This window comes from Microbacterium sp. (assembly GCF_026393345.1).
Classification (GTDB): domain Bacteria; phylum Actinomycetota; class Actinomycetes; order Actinomycetales; family Microbacteriaceae; genus Microbacterium.
Window position 1 is genome coordinate 23337 of record NZ_JAPLAI010000050.1, and the last position, 16022, is coordinate 39358.

Here is a 16022-nt window from a genome sequence, read left to right on the forward strand (position 1 = left end):
ACTGCCCACTCGCGCAAGGAATACGAGCGCGAAGGGCTCGTCAGCGAAGGCGGTCGCGGAGCTCGTCCTCGGCCACGCGGGAAGACGCCATCTGCTGCGCGGCGAGGTCGGCGTAGAGTCCGCCGGCGGCGAGCAGGTCGCTGTGCGTGCCGGATTCGACGATGCGACCTGCATCGATCACATGGATGACGTCCGCGCCGATGATGGTCGAGAGCCGGTGGGCGATCGTGATGGTCGTGCGGCCTCGCGCCGCCGCATCCAGGGCCTCCTGCACGATCCGCTCCGAGACCGTGTCGAGCGCCGAAGTCGCCTCGTCGAGCAGCAGCACCGGCGGGTCTTTCAGCAGCACACGCGCGATCGCGATCCGCTGCTTCTCACCGCCCGAGAGCCGGTATCCGCGCTCCCCCACGACGGTCTGGTAGCCGTGCTCGAAACCGCTGATCACGTGATGGATGCTGGCGGCGCGGCACACCTCTTCGAGCTCAGCGTCGGTGGCGTCCGGCTTTGCGTACCGCAGGTTCTCGGCGATGGTCGCATGGAACAGGTAGGTCTCCTGCGTGACGATACCGATCTGGTCGACGATGGAGCGGGCGGTCAGGTCGCGGACGTCCGCTCCGGCCAGGAGCACCTGACCGCTGCTCGCCTCGTATAGGCGCGGCACGAGGTAGAGGATCGTCGTCTTTCCGGCTCCGCTCGGCCCGACGAAGGCGACGTGCTGACCCGGCTCCGCGACGAAGGACACGCCGGAGAGGGTGGCCGGGAGCACCTCCGACGCCCCGGGATAGCGGAAGCCCACATCGCGGAACTCCACCTGCCCGAGCGGTCCGGGGGCGTCCGCCGCATCCTTCGCGCCGGGGCGGTCCACGATGGCCGGGCGCAGGTCGAGATATTCGAATATTCGAGCGAAGACGGCGGAAGAGGTCTGCAGGTCGAGTGCCACCCGCATGAGCCCCATGAGCGGTTGCAGCAGGCGTGCCTGCACCGTGGTGAAGGCGACGATCGTGCCCGCTGTGATGGTGTCGGCACCGCCGGTGATGAGAAAACCCGCGACGAGGTAGATGATCGCGGGCACGGAGGCCATGATCACGCCGACGACGGCGAAGAAGCCCTGTCCGCTCATCGCCCGGCGTACCTGCAGGGCGACCTGGTTGCTGTTCTCCGCGCGATAGCGGTCGGACTCGTCTCCCTGACGGTTGAACGACTTCGCCAGCAGGATGCCGGACACGCTCAGGCTCTCCTGGGTGATCGCACTGAGCTCCGACAGCGATTCCTGCGTCTGACCGGCGATGCGCGCGCGCACCTGTCCGACACGGCGTTGCACCAGGGCAAGCACCGGCATGAGGAAGACGGCGATGAGCGTCAGTCGCCAGTCAATGATGACCATGGCGATGAGCGACGCGACGACCGTGACCGTGTTGCCGAGGATGCTGGTGACCGTGTTGGTGAGCACGTCGGAGACCGCGCCGACATCGTTCTGCAGCCGGGACTGGATGACACCGGTGCGGGTGCGGGCGAAGAACCCCATCTCCATCGACTGCAGGTGGTCGAACAGGCGCACGCGCAGGTCACCGGTGACCTGGTTCCCGACCGTGGAGGTCAACCATGTCTGCACCACGTTGACGCCGGCCGACAGCAGGAACAGCCCGATCATGGCGGCGACGAGGCGCGCCAGCAGCGAGAGGTCTACCGCGCCGCCGTCCGTCGGAAACAGCGCATCGTCGAACACCCGCTGCACGATCAGCGGCGGGATCACCGCAATCCCGGCGCCGAGGACCACGAGGACCGCCGTCACCGCGAGTCGCCCACGGTACGGACGGAACAGCGCACGGATGCGGCGCCCGAGATCCGGGATGCGGGGGGCCTCGGAGTTCGCACGCCGCTGGGCCTCGATGTTCACACCGCGGAACTTCGCCGCCTGCGTGGGAGGTCCGCTCATGCTCATGGCCTCAGCCTAGGTGTCCGCGCAACCCCCGGGGCTGCCGCATCCGGTCCCGATATGGTGTCGGCATGACCACTTCCGAGACTCCCGACCCACTGCGCAACGAGGCCCTCGCCGACCTGAAGAAGCAGGACATCGACAAGCTGATCACCCCGGACGAGATCGTCTTCCAGGGCATCAGCGATCCGCAGCCCCGCGCCGAACAGGTAGGCCAGCAAGGTCTGCCCGATGACCAGGCGCCGGATCGCGTTCGTCCGGATGTTGGTGTCGGCGATCTGATAGGTCATGCCGAGGCCGAGTGACACATACGCGAAGTCGGTGTACATCGGATCCTCCTTCTGGTTGAAGTCGATCCCGCCGATGGGGTCGCCGTAGTAGGCGGCCGCCAGGCGCAGCGTGTAGTCGGTCTGGTTCAGAGCCCAGGATGCGGCGACGCTCACCACCGCGATCGCCGCGGCCGTGAGCGCTTCGGCGCGAGGTTCGTCACCGGTCAGCAGCAGCACCAGGGCCACCGCGGCGAGGCTCGCGAGAGAGCCGGCGATCGACACGATGCGGGCTACGGAGCGACCGGGATCCTCGTGGCGCGCGTGCTCCCGGGTCTGTGCTGCATCCATCGGCCAAATGAGCCGTGCGACCCACACCACCTGGATGAGGGCGAACACCGCCCATCCGGCAAGCAGGGCGGCGATGACGCCGAGGAACGGCAGCGTCACGACGACCGCGAGGACCGCGCCAGCCAGGCCCACGGCGCCTCGCACGAGGATCGATGACGAGTAGCGCCGTTCGCTCATGCTCGAATGATTCCACGGAACGGGAATGTCATGTCGCAGGCGCCCGTTACGCTCGGAGACGCCCGTTCGGGCCGAGTTCCCGCGCAACATTCTTGGAGACGACGATGACCGCCGCCCCGATCACCGGGTCCGTGCCCACGAGCACCGGCTCGGCTCCGGTCGTCCGCAACGACAACCGCGTCATCTGGCTGCTGCTGGGCGCGGCGTTCGTGGCGATCCTCAACGAGACCACGATGGGCGTCGCGATCCCGCACCTCATCACCGATCTGCGCATCACGGCCGTCGCGGCGCAGTGGTTGACGACCGCGTTCATGCTGACCATGGCGATCGTCATCCCGATCACGGGATTCCTCCTGCAGCGTTTCGGCACACGGATCGTCTTCATCGCCGCGATGACCCTGTTCTCGGCGGGAACGCTCATCGCACTCCTCGCCCCCGGGTTCGAGGTGCTCGTCGCCGCCCGGGTCGTGCAGGCCTCGGGCACGGCGATCATGATGCCGCTGCTGATGACCACCATCATGACCGTGGTGCCGTCGCACGAGCGCGGACGGATGATGGGCCGGGTGAGCATCGTGATGGCGCTCGCGCCCGCGATCGGCCCGACGATGTCGGGATTCATCCTCGACCACCTGGGCTGGCGCTGGATCTTCGGCATCGTCCTCCCCATCGCCCTGGTCGCCCTGGTCGTCGGTGCCCGCTGGATCCACAACGTGAGCGAGCAGAAACGCGCCCGCATCGACGTGCTGTCGGTCGTGCTGTCGGCGTTCGGCTTCGGCGGCCTGGTCTTCGGTCTCAGCCAGATCGGCGGCGGGGAAAGCGCGTCCGGTCAGACGGATGCGGCGGCAGCGGCCCTCGCTACCCTCACCCTGGTGGTGTCCCTGAGCATCGGTGTCGTCTCGCTCGCCCTGTTCGTCTGGCGCCAGCTGCGACTGCAGCGCACCGACCGGGCCCTCCTCGACATGCGCGTGTTCCGCTTCGGCAACTTCTCGCTGTCGGTGGCGCACTTCGCGGTGCTGTCGCTCGCGTTCTTCGGCACCATCACCGTGCTGCCGCTGTACATGCAGAATTCCGCCGGCCTCTCCGCGACCGACGCCGGCCTGGTCGTCCTTCCCGGGTCACTGGCGATGGGCTTCGCCGGCCCCCTCATCGGCCGCATCTACGACCGGTGGGGAACGCGAGTGCTGCTGCTTCCCGGCAGCATCCTCACCGTCGCCCTCCTGTGGTTCTTCACCAGCCTGAGCGAGAACACCCCGGTGTGGGAGCTCCTCATCGTGCAGACGTTCCTGTCGCTCGGCCTGGCGATGTCGTTCACGCCGCTGTTCACCGCATCCCTCGGTTCGCTTCCGCCGCACCTGTACTCACACGGCAGCGCCGTGGTCAGCACCGTGCAGCAGGTGGCGGGGGCCGCGGGTATCGCGGTGATGATCACGATCGTCAACGCCGGGTTCGTCGGCGCGGAGGCTGCGGGAGCGTCCGAGGATGCCGCGTGGGCCGCCGGTGCGCGGATGGCGTTCCTCTTCGCGGCGATCGTCGCGATCCCCACCATCCTCGGTGCAATCTTCATCAAGAAGCCGGCCGACGTCATCGACGTCCCGTTCGCGCACTGAGGCGTGTCAACCCCGTCCGACGGACGCGTGACAACCGTCAGCATGGATGACGTGACAGATCTCATCGGGAAGAAGGTCGCCTTCTTGGCGACGACGGGATACGAGGACTCCGAGCTGACGTCGCCGTGGAATGCGGTCCAGCTCGCGGGCGGCACGCCGGTGATGGTGTCGCCGGCCTCCGATCGCATCGAGGGCAAGAACGGTCACCTGCAGACAGTGGACCTGGCGGCCGCCGATGCGGACGCGAACGACTTCGACGCACTCGTGCTGCCGGGCGGTGTCGTCAACGCGGATCATCTACGGATGGATGCGGATGCCGTCGCGTTCGCAAAGGACTTCTTCGTCCAACACAAGCCGGTGGGCGCTATCTGTCACGCCGCATGGACGCTGATCGAGGCGGAGGTGGTCGAGGGCCGGACGCTCACGAGCTATCCGAGCCTGAAGACGGATCTGCGCAACGCCGGCGCAACCTGGGTCGATGAAGAGGTGGTGGTCGACGAGGGGCTGGTGAGCAGCCGGACTCCCGACGACCTGCCCGCGTTCAACGCGAAGCTCGTCGAGGAGATCGCCGAGGGGAAGCACTCCGGCCAGACCGCCTGAGGGTTCAGCCCAGGCTGCAGCTGCCTCCGCAACAGGAGTCGGCGGCATCCTCCGGCGAGATCAGCGGGAGGAGGCGGGCTTCTGGCGCGAGCGGCTCGAGCGGAGTCGTCGGCTGTGAAACGGTGGACATCGCTCCATCGTACGACTATCCGGCGCTCTGTGGGCCGCACCGGAGCGCGGCGTCATCAGCCGAAGATCTGTGTCGCGATCTCCGAGAGGAAGGCACGGGCGTTGCGGTTGACGCTGGCCAGATAGATCCAGACGCCATCCCGGGCGACGATCATCTCCTCGGTGTTCTCGCCCGAGCCGGGCAGGGTGCAGAAGTCGGCGCCGAAGTCGTCGGACACCTGGCAGCTGTAGCCCTGGGCGGGCAGGTCGCCCACGGCCGAGGTGACAGCCTCCGGCGTCGCGGTGCTGATCAGGAGCAGCAGGCCGGTCGCGTCACCCACGATCCAGTCGCAGCCGAGGGCGAGCGTGGCACCGTCCGGGGCTAGCCGCACGAAACCCTCCCCATTGCTCTGGAGGGTCATGTCGCCGACGGTCTCTTGGCGCGTCGCGTCGGTGGCGAGGGCGTTGCAGTCGGTCGGGAGAGTCACCGGTGCGGACGTTTCGGTCGGCGCCGGCGCGGCGGTGGGCGTGGGGGTCATGACACTCGCGGAGGAGGTCGGGGTGACGGTGGGCGCCGGCTCCGAGCCCCCGCATCCGCTCAGCAGGAGGACCGCGGTCGACACCGCGACCGCAGCGATCGTGATGCGTGCACGTCGGATCATGTCAGCCCCCAAGCCTCGGAACACCCCTGTCGTGGACACCACTGTGCCGTACGCCGTGCCGCCGCGCGAGAGGAATCCGCCTGATCAGTGCTGGCAGGAGGGGCAGTACTGCGCCGTGGTTCCGCCGAACGCGATGTCAACGATGGTTCCGCCGCATCCCGGGCAGGGCTCGCCGGTGCGTCCGTGCACTGCCATCGCCGCCACTTTGGCGGCTTTCATCTCCTCGGGCGGGAGACCGCGCCGCGCGTCGATCGCGCCCCGAATGGTCGTCGTCCGCGCGGTGTACAGCCGGTCGAGGGCCTCGTCGTCCAGGGCGCTGGCGTAGACGGTCGGCGCGATCTTGGCCGCGAACAGGATCTCATCCGAATAGGCGTTGCCGATCCCGGCGAGCGATTCCTGCTCCTGCAGGATCGCCTTGATCATCTTCCGGCGGCCGTCGACAGCGCGCCGGAAGTCGGCACGGGTGAAGCTGAGGTCAGCAGGATCGGGTCCGAGTTTGCGGACGCCGGGGACGTCTGCCGTCTCGGGGACGATCCACACCCCGACCGAGCGGAACTCACCGGCGTCAACGAGGTCGATCGTTGCCCCGTCGTCGAGGCCGAGCCGCGCGACGACCTCTGCGCCCGCCGCCTCCGCGGGCCGCGTGTCGTGCCAGCGGACCCATCCGTGACGACCGAGACTGCACACCACATGGTTCGCGCCGGCGTCGATGTCGAGGTACTTCCCGAACCGCAGGACACCGTTCACCTGCTCCCCCGCCGGATCCGGTGCGGGCCGTGTCTTCAACACGCGCTGGTCGCGCACAGTAAAGGTGCGGATGCGGTGGCCGACCATCCGCTTCGCGAGGAATTCGGCGAGTGCCTGAACTTCGGGTGACTCCGGCATGAGGGCATCCTGTCACGTGTGGCGGGCACCGGCATCGGGCTGTGGACTACGCCATTCCGGTGCCGAGGAGCGTGCCGATGAGGTAGGTCGCGCCGAGGGCCAGGACGCCGCCGATGACGACGCGGAGCGTGGGGCGCAGCATCCGGCTCCCGCCGAGCCGCGCACCCAGCGCGCCCGTGATGGCGAGGGCGAGGAGGACGAGGACGAACGTCGCCGGGATGCGGATCGCCTCGGGGAGCAGGATCGCCAGGAAGGGGATGAGGCCACCCACGGTGAACGCGATCGCCGAGGCGAGAGCCGCCCGCCACGGGCTGACGAGGTCGTTCCGGTCGATGTTCAGTTCTGCGGAAAGGTGAGCAGCGAGGGCGTCGTGTGCGGTGAGCTCCTCCGCGACCTTCCGGGCGGTCTCCCTCGAGATGCCCTTGGCCTGGTAGAGGCCGGCGAGCTCCTCCAACTCCTCCTCCGGCATCTCCTGCAACTCATGCGTCTCCTTGGCGATGAGGGATTTCTCGCTGTCGCTCTGGCTGCTGACCGAAACGTATTCTCCGAGCGCCATGGAGATCGCGCCACCGACGAGAGCGGCGACGCCCGCGGTGAGGATCGGTGCCAGATCGTTCGTCGCGCCCGCGACACCGACCACGATTGCCGCGACCGAGACGATCCCGTCGTTGGCGCCGAGCACCCCGGCACGCAGCCAGTTGAGTCGACCGGAGATCCCCGCTGCGTGCGGTTCGTTCGGGTGGGCGGGAAGAGTGTCAGTTGTCACGATGTCCTTCGGGGTCACGGTGTCCTGCGGGTCGGGCGACCTGGATCACGATACGCCGGCGTCGATGTCGTTGTCGTTGTCCGCGACATGGGTACTCTTCCGTGACATCGCGCACGCCCCTCTCCCGCGTGTGGAGAACGCTCGCACGCACCCCTGCGACAATGGAGAAGCTGACGGACGGAAGGCATCCCTGTGAACATCACCCAGCTCGAACGGTTTCTCGCCGTGGCCGAGGAGCTGCACTTCCCCCGTACAGCCGACGCCCTCGGCATCCCGCTCGCCTCGTTGTACACCTCGATCGAGAAGCTCGAGGATGAGATCGGACAGCCGCTGTTCACCCGGGGGAACGGCACGCAGCTGACCCCGGCCGGCCAGCTCCTGCTCGCCGAAGCGCCTGAGCTGCGCGCCACATTGCCGCCGGTGGCTCCGAAGCCCGTGGTGCCGGCCGGTGGCAAGGCGAAGGCGTCGAAGGGCAAGGGTCGCACGCCCGTCGTAAAGGGGCAGCCGAAGCCCTACAAGAAGCGTCAGGGCCGCTAACAGCCCTCAGCCCGAACGACTACAGCTCGGTGACCTGCCCGGCCTCGACGCGCCACCGGCGGTCGGTGCGGACCGTGGCGAGCATGCGCCGGTCGTGGGTGACCAGCAGCAGGGCCCCCTCATAGGACTCCAGCGCCTTCTCCAGCTGCTCGATCGCGGGAAGGTCAAGGTGGTTCGTGGGCTCGTCCAGCACGAGCACGTTGACGCCGCGCGCCTGCAGCAGCGCCATGCCGGCGCGGGTGCGCTCCCCCGGTGACAGCTCGTCGACCGGACGCGTGACGTGGTCGGCCTTGAGTCCGAACTTCGCCAGGAGGGTCCGCACCTCGCCAGAGGGAAGATCCGGGACGAGACCCTCAAAGGCGACGGCGAGCGGCTGCGATCCCGCCAGCAGCGACCGTGCCTGGTCGATCTCGCCGACGCTGACGTTCGCGCCGACACTGGCGGTTCCCGCATCCGGATGCTGCTGGCCCAACAGCGCGCGGAGAAGGGTGGATTTGCCGGCACCGTTCGGGCCGGTGATCCCGATCCGCTCCCCCGCGTTGACCTGCAGCGACACCGGGCCGAGAGTGAACGACCCCTGCCGGAACACGGCCTCATTCAGCGTGGCGACCACGGAACTGGAGCGGGGCGCCGCGCCGATCGTGAACTCGAGCTGCCACTCCTTGCGCGGCTCCTCGACCTCGTCGAGCCGCGCGATGCGGCTCTCCATCTGCCGCACCTTCTGCGCCTGCTTCTCGCTGGACTCGGTCGCGGCCTTCCGGCGGATCTTGTCGTTGTCCGGCGCCTTCTTCATGGCGTTGCGGACGCCCTGGCTCGACCATTCCCGCTGCGTGCGCGCCCTCGAGACGAGGTCGGCCTTCTTGTCCGCGAACTCGTCGTACTTCTCGCGCTGGTGGCGTCGGGCGGTCTCCCGCTCCTCGAGGTACGCGTCGTAGCCGCCGCCGAACACCTGATTCGAGCTCTGCGCCAGGTCGAGCTCGAGCACCCGCGTGACGCAGCGGGCGAGAAACTCGCGGTCGTGGCTGACCAGCACGACGCCGCCGCGGAGCCCCCGGACGAACGCCTCCAGCCGCTCCAGACCGTCCAGGTCGAGGTCGTTCGTCGGCTCGTCGAGCAGCACGATGTCGAAGCGGGAGAGCAGGAGCGCGGCGAGCCCCACCCGTGCCGCCTGCCCGCCGGAGAGCGAGGTCATCAGCGCATCGCTCGCGAGGGTGAGGCCGAGATCGGCGAGCACCACCGGGATGCGGTCATCGAGGTCGGCGGCACCGCTCGCGAGCCACCGGTCGAGCGCGGCCGAGTACACGTCCGCGGGGTCGGTGCCCGGTGCCGCCAGGGAAGGGTCACCGAGCGCCGCGGCGGCCGCATCCATCGCCTGCGTCGCGTCCGCACAGCCGGTGCGGCGGGCAATGTAGGCGGCGACCGTCTCGCCCGGGACACGCTCGTGCTCCTGCGGCAGCCACCCGACGAATGCATCGGACGGAGCCAGGGTGATGCTGCCCGCCTGCGGCTCGTCGACGCCGGCGAGCAGTCGCAGCAGCGTGGACTTTCCCGCACCGTTCGCGCCCACGACGCCGACGACGTCCTGCGGCGCGACGGTGAGATCGAGCGAATCGAAGAGGGTGCGATGGCCGTACCCACCAGCCAGGCCATGGGCCACGAGTGTTGCGGTCATCCGTCAATCCTCCCACCCGGTGGCGACGGCCACGCGCGCGGGAGGCGAGTCAGTACTCGACCCAGGTGATGTCGCCGAACTCCGCTCGGAGCCGGTCGCGGATCTCCACGAGCTCCGGCTGCTCCCACATGTACGAGATCTTCTCGGCGACAACGCTCGCACCGGGGTCGGTCGGCTGCGGCTCCCCCACGAACGCCGTGAACACCTCGGCGAAGTCTTCGCCCAGATTGGTCGCCGCATACTCGCTCACGAAGTCGTCCTCGTATGCCTCGTAGAACGCCGCGACGTCCTCCTCGTCGGAGCCGTTGTAGGCTGTCGCCTCATCGCCGTACCCTGCCCAGAACCGCGCGTGATAGTCCGCCAGGTAAGCCCCGTCGTCCGTGCAGGCCGCGGATGCCATCTCGGCCTCGCAGTCGCCGGATTCGTCGGTCTGCCCCGGGCCCATCGACAGCAGATGCGCGTATTCGTGGATGAGGGTGAGCAGCAGCAGGTCGCGGTCCTCCGCGCCCGCCAGGTTCACCGCGAGGTTCCAGAGCTCCGGGTCCTCATCGCTTTCGATCACCCAGGCGAGGAAGTCGGAGTCGGCGTTGTCGCCGACCTGGTACCAGAGGATCCGTTCGGCGGCGAACTCCGGGGTGATCACCTCGCGGAACATCTCCCACACCTCGAGGTCGATCCCGGATGCGGCGGGCACGAGGTCTCCGGCCTCGTCGACCTCGTAGACCGTGAGCTCGCCGAGCTCATCGTCCTCGACGGTGCTCGGCCCCTCCTCGGTGCCGACGACCTCGCTCGTGGTCTCCGGCTCGATCAGCGAGCAGCCGGAGAGCGCGATCAGTAGTGCGAGAGCGCCGGCCGCGGCGGAGAAGAGCCGGGTGCGAGGGGGTGTCGGGTGAGGCACGTGTGCACCCTATCGGTCGCGCCGGGGCGACGACGCGACCGTCACGTGGCCCGCGTCTCCGCGCCGCGCCGCACGGGGACGGGGCGGGGCACCCGCGGCGGGTAGACGAGCGTCACCAGCACGACGGAGATGATCATGAGCAGGAACCACGAGCTCAGTTTCGACAGCGACACGAACTGCCATCCGTCGACCTGGTTGGGGTAGAGCCACGCCCCGGCCCAGGTGCCGATGTTCTCGGCGGCGTAGATGACGGCGGCGACCCCGGCGAAGACGATGAGGAGCGGCAGACGGAGCCTCGCACGCCACACGCGCGCGTGGAGCACGGTGGGGGCCCAGAGCGCCACCACCCCGAGGAGGAGCACCCAGCGGGCATCCCACCAGAAGTGGTGGAGGAAGAAGTTCGCGTAGATCGCGGCGGCGAGTACCGCCGTCGCCCACACCGGCGGATAGCGGCGGAACCGGATGTCGAACAGCCGGTACACCCGGACCATGTACGAGCCGACGGCGGCGTACATGAAGCCGCTGAACAGCGGGACGCCCGCGATGCGAAACACTCCCCCCTCGTCGTACATCCACGATCCCGCATCCGTCTTGAAGATCTCCATGGCGGTACCCGTGAGGTGGAACAGCACGATGACCCAGAGTTCACGGCGTGTCTCCAGTCCTCCGGCGATCATGGCGATCTGAATGAGGACGGCCGCGATCGTCAGGGCGTCGTTGCGGGCGAGGATCGCATCGTCGGGGTACCAGAGCCGGGCGGCGACGATGACCGCAAGCAGCAGACCGCCGAAGATGCAGGCCCATGCCTGCTTCGCGAAAAACACGCCGAACTCGATGACCACCGCACGCCACCCGCCGCGCGGCGTCTGCCGCAGGATCCGATGCGCCGCGTCGTCGATCCGCCGCTCCAGGCGCGTGGGTTTTTGCACATCGGGAGGCTAGAAGCGGATGCTGAGCGCTCGGTGTACGCACGCGCCCCACCCAGTGGCGGGACGTGAGCACCGCCGGATGGTGGGCGGTCAGAAGTCGAGCCGCTCCGGCCGGAACCCGTATCCGGCGAGGCGCGGCAAAAGCCGGCGCGCGATCGGCAGCACGATCCGCAGCACCCGTCGTTCGCGACGCGTGGGCGGGCTGTGCAGGATGCGGCGGGGGCGCCGGTTGATCGCACGGTGGACGACCCGCTGGATGCCCTGCATGAGCAGGGTGGGCCCTGACCGGCGCCGCTGCAGTGCCGCGCACGCCCGGTCGATCGCCGCGGGATCCGCATCGCCGCGGAGGACGGGCACGAGGATGCGGGCGGCGGCGACCGCATCCTGGATCGCGTAGTTGATTCCGACACCGAACGCCGGCGACATCGCATGCGCCGCATCGCCGATGAGGAGCGCACCCGGCACCCACCACTCCGGCAGGTGATTCAGCTGGACGGACAGCAGCTTCACAACGCCGGCGACGCGTTCGCGGAACGCCTCGATGCCCGCGGCACGGATGCCGTCGAACGAGTCCTTCGCCACGATCATCCCGCACTGGAAGTACCCGGGCCGCAGGATCGTGACGAGCATGGTGCCACCGGTGACCCAGGCGAGCGTGTCAGGCATCGGCACCTCCGGAGCCGGCAGGCGGAACCACAGCACATCGATCGGCACCCCGTTCACCGCCGGTTCGAGGCGGAGTGCGTCGCGGATGGTAGACCCGCGGCCGTCGGCTGCGACGACGAGATCGGCGTCCACGCGCAGGTCCCCGTCGCGGCTGCGGGCGACGACGCCGGTCACCCGGCCGTTCGTGCGGACGACATCAGTGACGTCGGTTCCCATCCGCAGGCCGAACGACGGATGCTGCCGGCCGGCGTCGGCGAACAGGTCGAGCAGGTCCCACTGCGGCATGAGGGTGAGGGAGTCGTTCGGCGGCGGCAGCGTGGTGAAGTCCACGGCGTGGAGACGAATGCCGTCGACGACGACGTCGAGCTGCCGGAGGGGCTTGTGGTCGATGGCATCGAAGCCGGCACGGAGCCCCAGCGCGTCGATGATGTTCAGCGTCGAGGGATGCACGGTGTCACCGCGGAAATCACGGAAGAAGTCGTCGTGCTTCTCCAGCACGACGACGTCGATTCCGTCGCGGGCGAGCAGCAGCCCGAGCATGACTCCGGCCGGGCCTCCGCCCACCACGCACACTCGGGTGCGGATCGTCTCCATGAGGCCAGTGTGGTGCGACAGAGGCCGCTGGGCCAGACCCGGGAGCGTACCCGCGATTCTCGGACCGACCCACCCCCATAACGCCGAACCACCCCTGTACGCGCAGTGCGGACAGGGGTGGTTCGGCGACGCAGGGGTGGCTCGGCACCCGCGGCGGGCGCCGAGGGTGTCAGCGCGTGGCGCGCCGACGCGTCGCGAACACGTAGATCGCGAGCACGATGATCGCGCCGATGATGGAGCCGATGATCCCGGAGGCCTGCAAGAAGCCGCCGTTCGGGTCGCTGCCGAAGATGAGGAAGCCGAGGAATCCGCCGACGAACGAGCCGACGATGCCGAGCACGATCGTCATGAGGATGCCCATGCTCTGCTTGCCGGGGATGACGGCGCGGGCGATGAAACCGGCGATGAGGCCGACGACGATGAGTCCGAGGATGGTCCAGAGCATGATCTCTCCTTGTTCGAGAAACAGGTGTTCGAGAAACACCGAGCTGGTGCGGGTGCCCCGGTCGGGGCGCCGATCACGCTAACAGGGAGCAGGGGATGGGCACGGTCCGGGGTCGCCCCTGGCCGAAACGCCGCTCAGGCTTTACAATTCCGGGTTCAGTCCCAGCCGAGGTAGTCCTCGATCGCCATCGCCACGTCGCCGGGGTGCGACATGGCGGCGAGGTGACCGGCGTGCGGGATCGTGACGACACTGGTGCGCTCGAGAGCGGTCGCCTTCAGCGCGTCGCCGTTCGCAGGAACCGTGATGCGGTCGTCGGAACCCTGGATGACGAGCACCGGCAGGCTCGGGGCCAGCGCCATCCACTCCTCGACGGGAGTGGCGGCGAGCGCCGCATCCTGGAACGCCGAGACCTGAGGATCACGCGAGCCGGCGTAGACGGGCCACGCCAGCGCGAGCTTCACCTTCTCCCCCACGAGAACGCGGAGCTCCTCCGGCGCTTCGGCGTCCGCGGGCAGCTCGGCCAGCGTCCGCAGCGCCCGCGCCGCATCCTCGCCCGGCCGCTCCGTCGCTTCGGCGCCGAGCACGAGGATGCCGTTCACGCGGTCGTGGTGGTCGAGAGCCACGGTGCGGGCGACGGCACCACCGAAGGCGTGTCCGCCGATCCAGGCGTGTCCGACACCGACGTGGTCCATGACGTCGACAACATCCTGCGCGAGGTCGTGCAGCGAGACCGCCGCGGTGCGGCGACTCCCGATGCGCAGCACCTGGAACCCCAGCTCCACCAGCACGCTTGCAAGCGTGCCGAGGTACGCGGTGTTGAGGCCGCGCCCGGGCAGCAGCACGATCGCGGGCCCTTCGCCTTCATCGACGTAGGGAACGGCTCGGGCGTCGGGCTCGAAGACGGCGCGCGTGGTCATGGGTTCTCTCCGAGGGGTCGTCGGTCGGCGCTCAGGACTCGGCGCGCCGGCTATGCATCAGCGATGTCGGCGAGGAGGGCGACGTCGTCCGTCATCACCGCGAGTCCCTCAAACCGAAGCGCCACGCATCCAGCGTACCGGGGAGCGCGTGACGAACGTCGGCGGCATGTTGCATGATGGGGGTCTGCGTGACGGGTGGGGGCCGCGATGACGACGCTGGACGACTCTTCGGACCAGATGCCGGGGGCGACGGATGCGGATGCGGCCGCCGAGCCGCCCACAGAGGAGGTCGAGGTTGTCTCCGTCCCAGACGCCGACGCCGTGGCGGAGTTCTCGGCGTGGATGCGGCAGGGCCAGGAGATTCCGAGCCGCCGCGCCGCCCTCGATCCGGCCCTCCGTCGCCGCCGTCGCAGGCGCGGGTGGATCATCACGGCGGTCGTGCTCGCCCTCGTGGTCGGCGTGCCCGGCGGGTACACCGCGTGGGCGCTGAACGCCCCGTTGAGCGATCCGGTCGCCATCGCCGAGGCCCCCACCGCCGCAGCCGGCCCGGCGGCGGCGCTGATGCTGCCGGCCGAGGGCGCATCGGCGATCAGCGTCACCGGCGGCGAGGCGTACCTCGGCCCGGATGCGAGCGGGATCTGGGCCACGAGCGGAACCGACGAGGCGCGACCCATCGCGAGCATCAGCAAGCTCATCACGGCCCTCGTGATCCTCGACGCGAAGCCGCTCGCCGCTGAGGGCGATCCGGGCCCGACCATCACATTCGACAAGGCCGCGCACGACCTCTACGACCGGTATTACGTATGCCCACCGGCACCAGCATGTCGGAGTTCGACGCTCTCGCGACGATGCTCATCCCCTCGGCGAGCAACTACGCCGAAGCCGTGTCGACCTGGGCGTTCGGGTCGCAGAGCGCCTTCCTCCGCGCCGCGCGCGTATGGCTCGACGAGCACGGTCTCGGCAACACCACGCTGGTCGAGCCGACCGGCATCAGCGCACGCAACACCAGTACCCCGAGCGATCTGCTCACGCTCGGACGGCTCGCGGCCGCCGACCCCATCGTCGCTCGGATCGCTGCGACCTCGACGCTGTACGTGCCGAGCATCGAGACCACGCTGAACAACACGAACGATCTTCTCGGTCGCGGCGGGATCACCGGGTTGAAGACCGGCAACCTCGGCGAGGGCACCCACAACCTGCTCTACACCGCGTCCATCGACGTGGGGATCGATGCGCCGCTCAGTGTGACGGGCGTCGCGCTCGGCGGGTTCTCGCGCGACTCGGTCGATGCGAGCGTCCTCACACTGCTCGACAGCATCCGGAACGGGTTCCACCGCGTACCGGTTGCGGAGGGAGGGCAGATCGTCGGCTCGGTCACCACGCCCTGGGGTGCCACGGCGGATCTTGTGATCGAGGGCGACAGGTCGCTCCTGACCTGGTCGGACACGCCCATCACCGTGGCCATGGAGACCACCACACCCCGCGCGTACGCAGACAGGGAAGAGGTCGGCACGATCACGTGGGCCGCCGGACCGAACACGACGTCCGCCGCGATCGAAATCGACGGCACCATCGAGCCCCCGAGCGCATGGTGGCGACTCACGCATCCGGGCGAGCTGGGTTAGTCGGTCGGCACGGCCGCGCGGGCGCGCTCAGCGTCCTTCGCCGCGGCCTTGGCTCGGGATGCTGCAGCCTTGTGCTCCGCATCCAGGGTCTCGACCTCGTCGTCGGCGGCTTCCGCATCCGCGCTGACGCGCGCAAGCTCAGCCCGGAGCTTCTCCACGCGCTCACGCACCAGATCCGCGTGCTCGCGGGCCTTCGCCCGTCTCGCCTCGACCCGGCCGAGTTCCCGCTCGGCATCGGATGCGGTGCGCTCCGCCGTCTGCGCGGCGGCTTCGGCGGCCTTCCGCGCGCGGCGTTCAGCAAGGTCGTTGCGCGCGGGCGGCGCGGGCGGTGCGGCGTCGATCGACCCGGCAACGTAGTCGTGGAGGTCGACGTCATCGATG

16 protein-coding genes and 1 pseudogene are annotated in these 16022 nt (G+C 69.0%); 4 read left to right on the forward strand and 13 right to left on the reverse strand.

Annotated features, from left to right (window positions below; genetic code table 11):
- Positions 1–40 precede the first annotated feature (40 nt).
- Complete coding sequence (locus NT132_RS09580; protein ID WP_297787816.1) at positions 41–1942, reverse strand: ABC transporter ATP-binding protein; 1902 nt, start codon at positions 1940–1942, stop codon at positions 41–43.
- Positions 1939–2730, reverse strand: a complete 792-nt coding sequence (locus NT132_RS09585) for a DUF1345 domain-containing protein (RefSeq protein WP_297787818.1) — start codon at positions 2728–2730, stop codon at positions 1939–1941. The genes NT132_RS09580 and NT132_RS09585 overlap by 4 nt, the downstream gene beginning before the upstream one ends.
- 104 nt (positions 2731–2834) lie before the next feature.
- Here NT132_RS09585 and NT132_RS09590 point away from each other — a divergent pair, with 104 nt between their 5' ends.
- Together NT132_RS09590 and NT132_RS09595 are read left to right on the forward strand one after the other, a co-directional pair.
- On the forward strand, positions 2835–4337 hold the full coding sequence (locus NT132_RS09590; RefSeq protein WP_297787820.1) for an MDR family MFS transporter: 1503 nt from the start codon (positions 2835–2837) through the stop codon (positions 4335–4337).
- A 42-nt stretch (positions 4338–4379) separates the two neighbouring features.
- Complete coding sequence (locus NT132_RS09595; RefSeq protein ID WP_297787821.1) at positions 4380–4937, forward strand: type 1 glutamine amidotransferase domain-containing protein; 558 nt, start codon at positions 4380–4382, stop codon at positions 4935–4937.
- Between the two features lie 185 nt (positions 4938–5122).
- On the opposite strand, the gene NT132_RS09600 is transcribed toward NT132_RS09595, so the two are convergent.
- The 3 genes from NT132_RS09600 to NT132_RS09610 form a co-directional block, all read right to left on the reverse strand.
- The gene (locus NT132_RS09600) at positions 5123–5707 is read right to left on the reverse strand and encodes a hypothetical protein (RefSeq protein ID WP_297787823.1); all 585 of its coding nucleotides are present in this window, start codon (positions 5705–5707) and stop codon (positions 5123–5125) included.
- An 84-nt stretch (positions 5708–5791) separates the two neighbouring features.
- Positions 5792–6592: a DNA-formamidopyrimidine glycosylase family protein gene (locus NT132_RS09605; RefSeq protein ID WP_297787825.1), complete on the reverse strand. Its 801-nt coding sequence runs from the start codon at positions 6590–6592 to the stop codon at positions 5792–5794.
- 46 nt (positions 6593–6638) lie between these two features.
- Positions 6639–7361 carry a VIT family protein gene (locus NT132_RS09610; RefSeq protein WP_297787846.1) on the reverse strand — a complete coding sequence of 241 codons (723 nt, stop codon included), beginning with the start codon at positions 7359–7361 and terminating at the stop codon, positions 6639–6641.
- Between the two features lie 189 nt (positions 7362–7550).
- On the opposite strand from NT132_RS09610, the gene NT132_RS09615 reads away from it, so the two are divergent.
- Positions 7551–7895 (forward strand): LysR family transcriptional regulator, encoded by a 345-nt coding sequence (locus NT132_RS09615; RefSeq protein ID WP_297787827.1) that lies wholly within the window; start codon positions 7551–7553, stop codon positions 7893–7895.
- 19 nt (positions 7896–7914) lie between these two features.
- On the opposite strand, the gene NT132_RS09620 is transcribed toward NT132_RS09615, so the two are convergent.
- From NT132_RS09620 to NT132_RS09650, 7 genes are all read right to left on the reverse strand, one after another.
- Positions 7915–9567, reverse strand: coding sequence for an ABC-F family ATP-binding cassette domain-containing protein (locus NT132_RS09620; RefSeq protein ID WP_297787830.1), 1653 nt, complete (start codon positions 9565–9567; stop codon positions 7915–7917).
- 49 nt (positions 9568–9616) lie between these two features.
- The gene (locus tag NT132_RS09625; RefSeq protein WP_297787832.1) at positions 9617–10465 is read right to left on the reverse strand and encodes a hypothetical protein; all 849 of its coding nucleotides are present in this window, start codon (positions 10463–10465) and stop codon (positions 9617–9619) included.
- A gap of 41 nt (positions 10466–10506) precedes the next feature.
- Complete coding sequence (locus NT132_RS09630) at positions 10507–11394, reverse strand: DUF817 domain-containing protein (protein WP_297787834.1); 888 nt, start codon at positions 11392–11394, stop codon at positions 10507–10509.
- Positions 11395–11484: 90 nt separating this feature from the next.
- Positions 11485–12654 carry an FAD-dependent oxidoreductase gene (locus tag NT132_RS09635; RefSeq protein ID WP_297787836.1) on the reverse strand — a complete coding sequence of 390 codons (1170 nt, stop codon included), beginning with the start codon at positions 12652–12654 and terminating at the stop codon, positions 11485–11487.
- Positions 12655–12823: 169 nt separating this feature from the next.
- The gene (locus tag NT132_RS09640) at positions 12824–13099 is read right to left on the reverse strand and encodes a GlsB/YeaQ/YmgE family stress response membrane protein (protein ID WP_297787838.1); all 276 of its coding nucleotides are present in this window, start codon (positions 13097–13099) and stop codon (positions 12824–12826) included.
- Between the two features lie 155 nt (positions 13100–13254).
- Entirely contained in the window at positions 13255–14016 is a 762-nt protein-coding gene (locus NT132_RS09645) for an alpha/beta fold hydrolase (RefSeq protein ID WP_297787840.1), read from the reverse strand.
- Between the two features lie 50 nt (positions 14017–14066).
- A complete protein-coding gene (locus tag NT132_RS09650) occupies positions 14067–14714 on the reverse strand; it encodes a hypothetical protein (protein WP_297787842.1) in 648 nt (215 codons plus the stop codon).
- 105 nt (positions 14715–14819) lie between these two features.
- On the opposite strand from NT132_RS09650, the gene NT132_RS09655 reads away from it, so the two are divergent.
- Positions 14820–15641 carry a hypothetical protein gene (locus tag NT132_RS09655; RefSeq protein ID WP_297787844.1) on the forward strand — a complete coding sequence of 274 codons (822 nt, stop codon included), beginning with the start codon at positions 14820–14822 and terminating at the stop codon, positions 15639–15641.
- On the opposite strand, the pseudogene NT132_RS09660 reads toward NT132_RS09655, so the two are convergent.
- Positions 15638–16022: pseudogene (locus tag NT132_RS09660) on the reverse strand (transposase); the annotation flags it as partial. The gene NT132_RS09655 and the pseudogene NT132_RS09660 overlap by 4 nt on opposite strands.

Excerpts from the sequence above, each read along its gene's own strand:
- NT132_RS09580 (WP_297787816.1), bottom strand. The coding sequence starts at position 1,942 with ATGAGCATGAGCGGACCTCCCACGCAGGCGGCGAAGTTCCGCGGTGTG.
- NT132_RS09635 (WP_297787836.1), bottom strand. The coding sequence starts at position 12,654 with ATGGAGACGATCCGCACCCGAGTGTGCGTGGTGGGCGGAGGCCCGGCC.
- NT132_RS09595 (WP_297787821.1), top strand. The coding sequence starts at position 4,380 with ATGGATGACGTGACAGATCTCATCGGGAAGAAGGTCGCCTTCTTGGCG.
- NT132_RS09600 (WP_297787823.1), bottom strand. The coding sequence starts at position 5,707 with ATGATCCGACGTGCACGCATCACGATCGCTGCGGTCGCGGTGTCGACC.
- NT132_RS09645 (WP_297787840.1), bottom strand. The coding sequence starts at position 14,016 with ATGACCACGCGCGCCGTCTTCGAGCCCGACGCCCGAGCCGTTCCCTAC.
- NT132_RS09605 (WP_297787825.1), bottom strand. The coding sequence starts at position 6,592 with ATGCCGGAGTCACCCGAAGTTCAGGCACTCGCCGAATTCCTCGCGAAG.
- NT132_RS09585 (WP_297787818.1), bottom strand. The coding sequence starts at position 2,730 with ATGAGCGAACGGCGCTACTCGTCATCGATCCTCGTGCGAGGCGCCGTG.
- NT132_RS09590 (WP_297787820.1), top strand. The coding sequence starts at position 2,835 with ATGACCGCCGCCCCGATCACCGGGTCCGTGCCCACGAGCACCGGCTCG.
- NT132_RS09620 (WP_297787830.1), bottom strand. The coding sequence starts at position 9,567 with ATGACCGCAACACTCGTGGCCCATGGCCTGGCTGGTGGGTACGGCCAT.
- NT132_RS09655 (WP_297787844.1), top strand. The coding sequence starts at position 14,820 with ATGCCCACCGGCACCAGCATGTCGGAGTTCGACGCTCTCGCGACGATG.
- NT132_RS09640 (WP_297787838.1), bottom strand. The coding sequence starts at position 13,099 with ATGCTCTGGACCATCCTCGGACTCATCGTCGTCGGCCTCATCGCCGGT.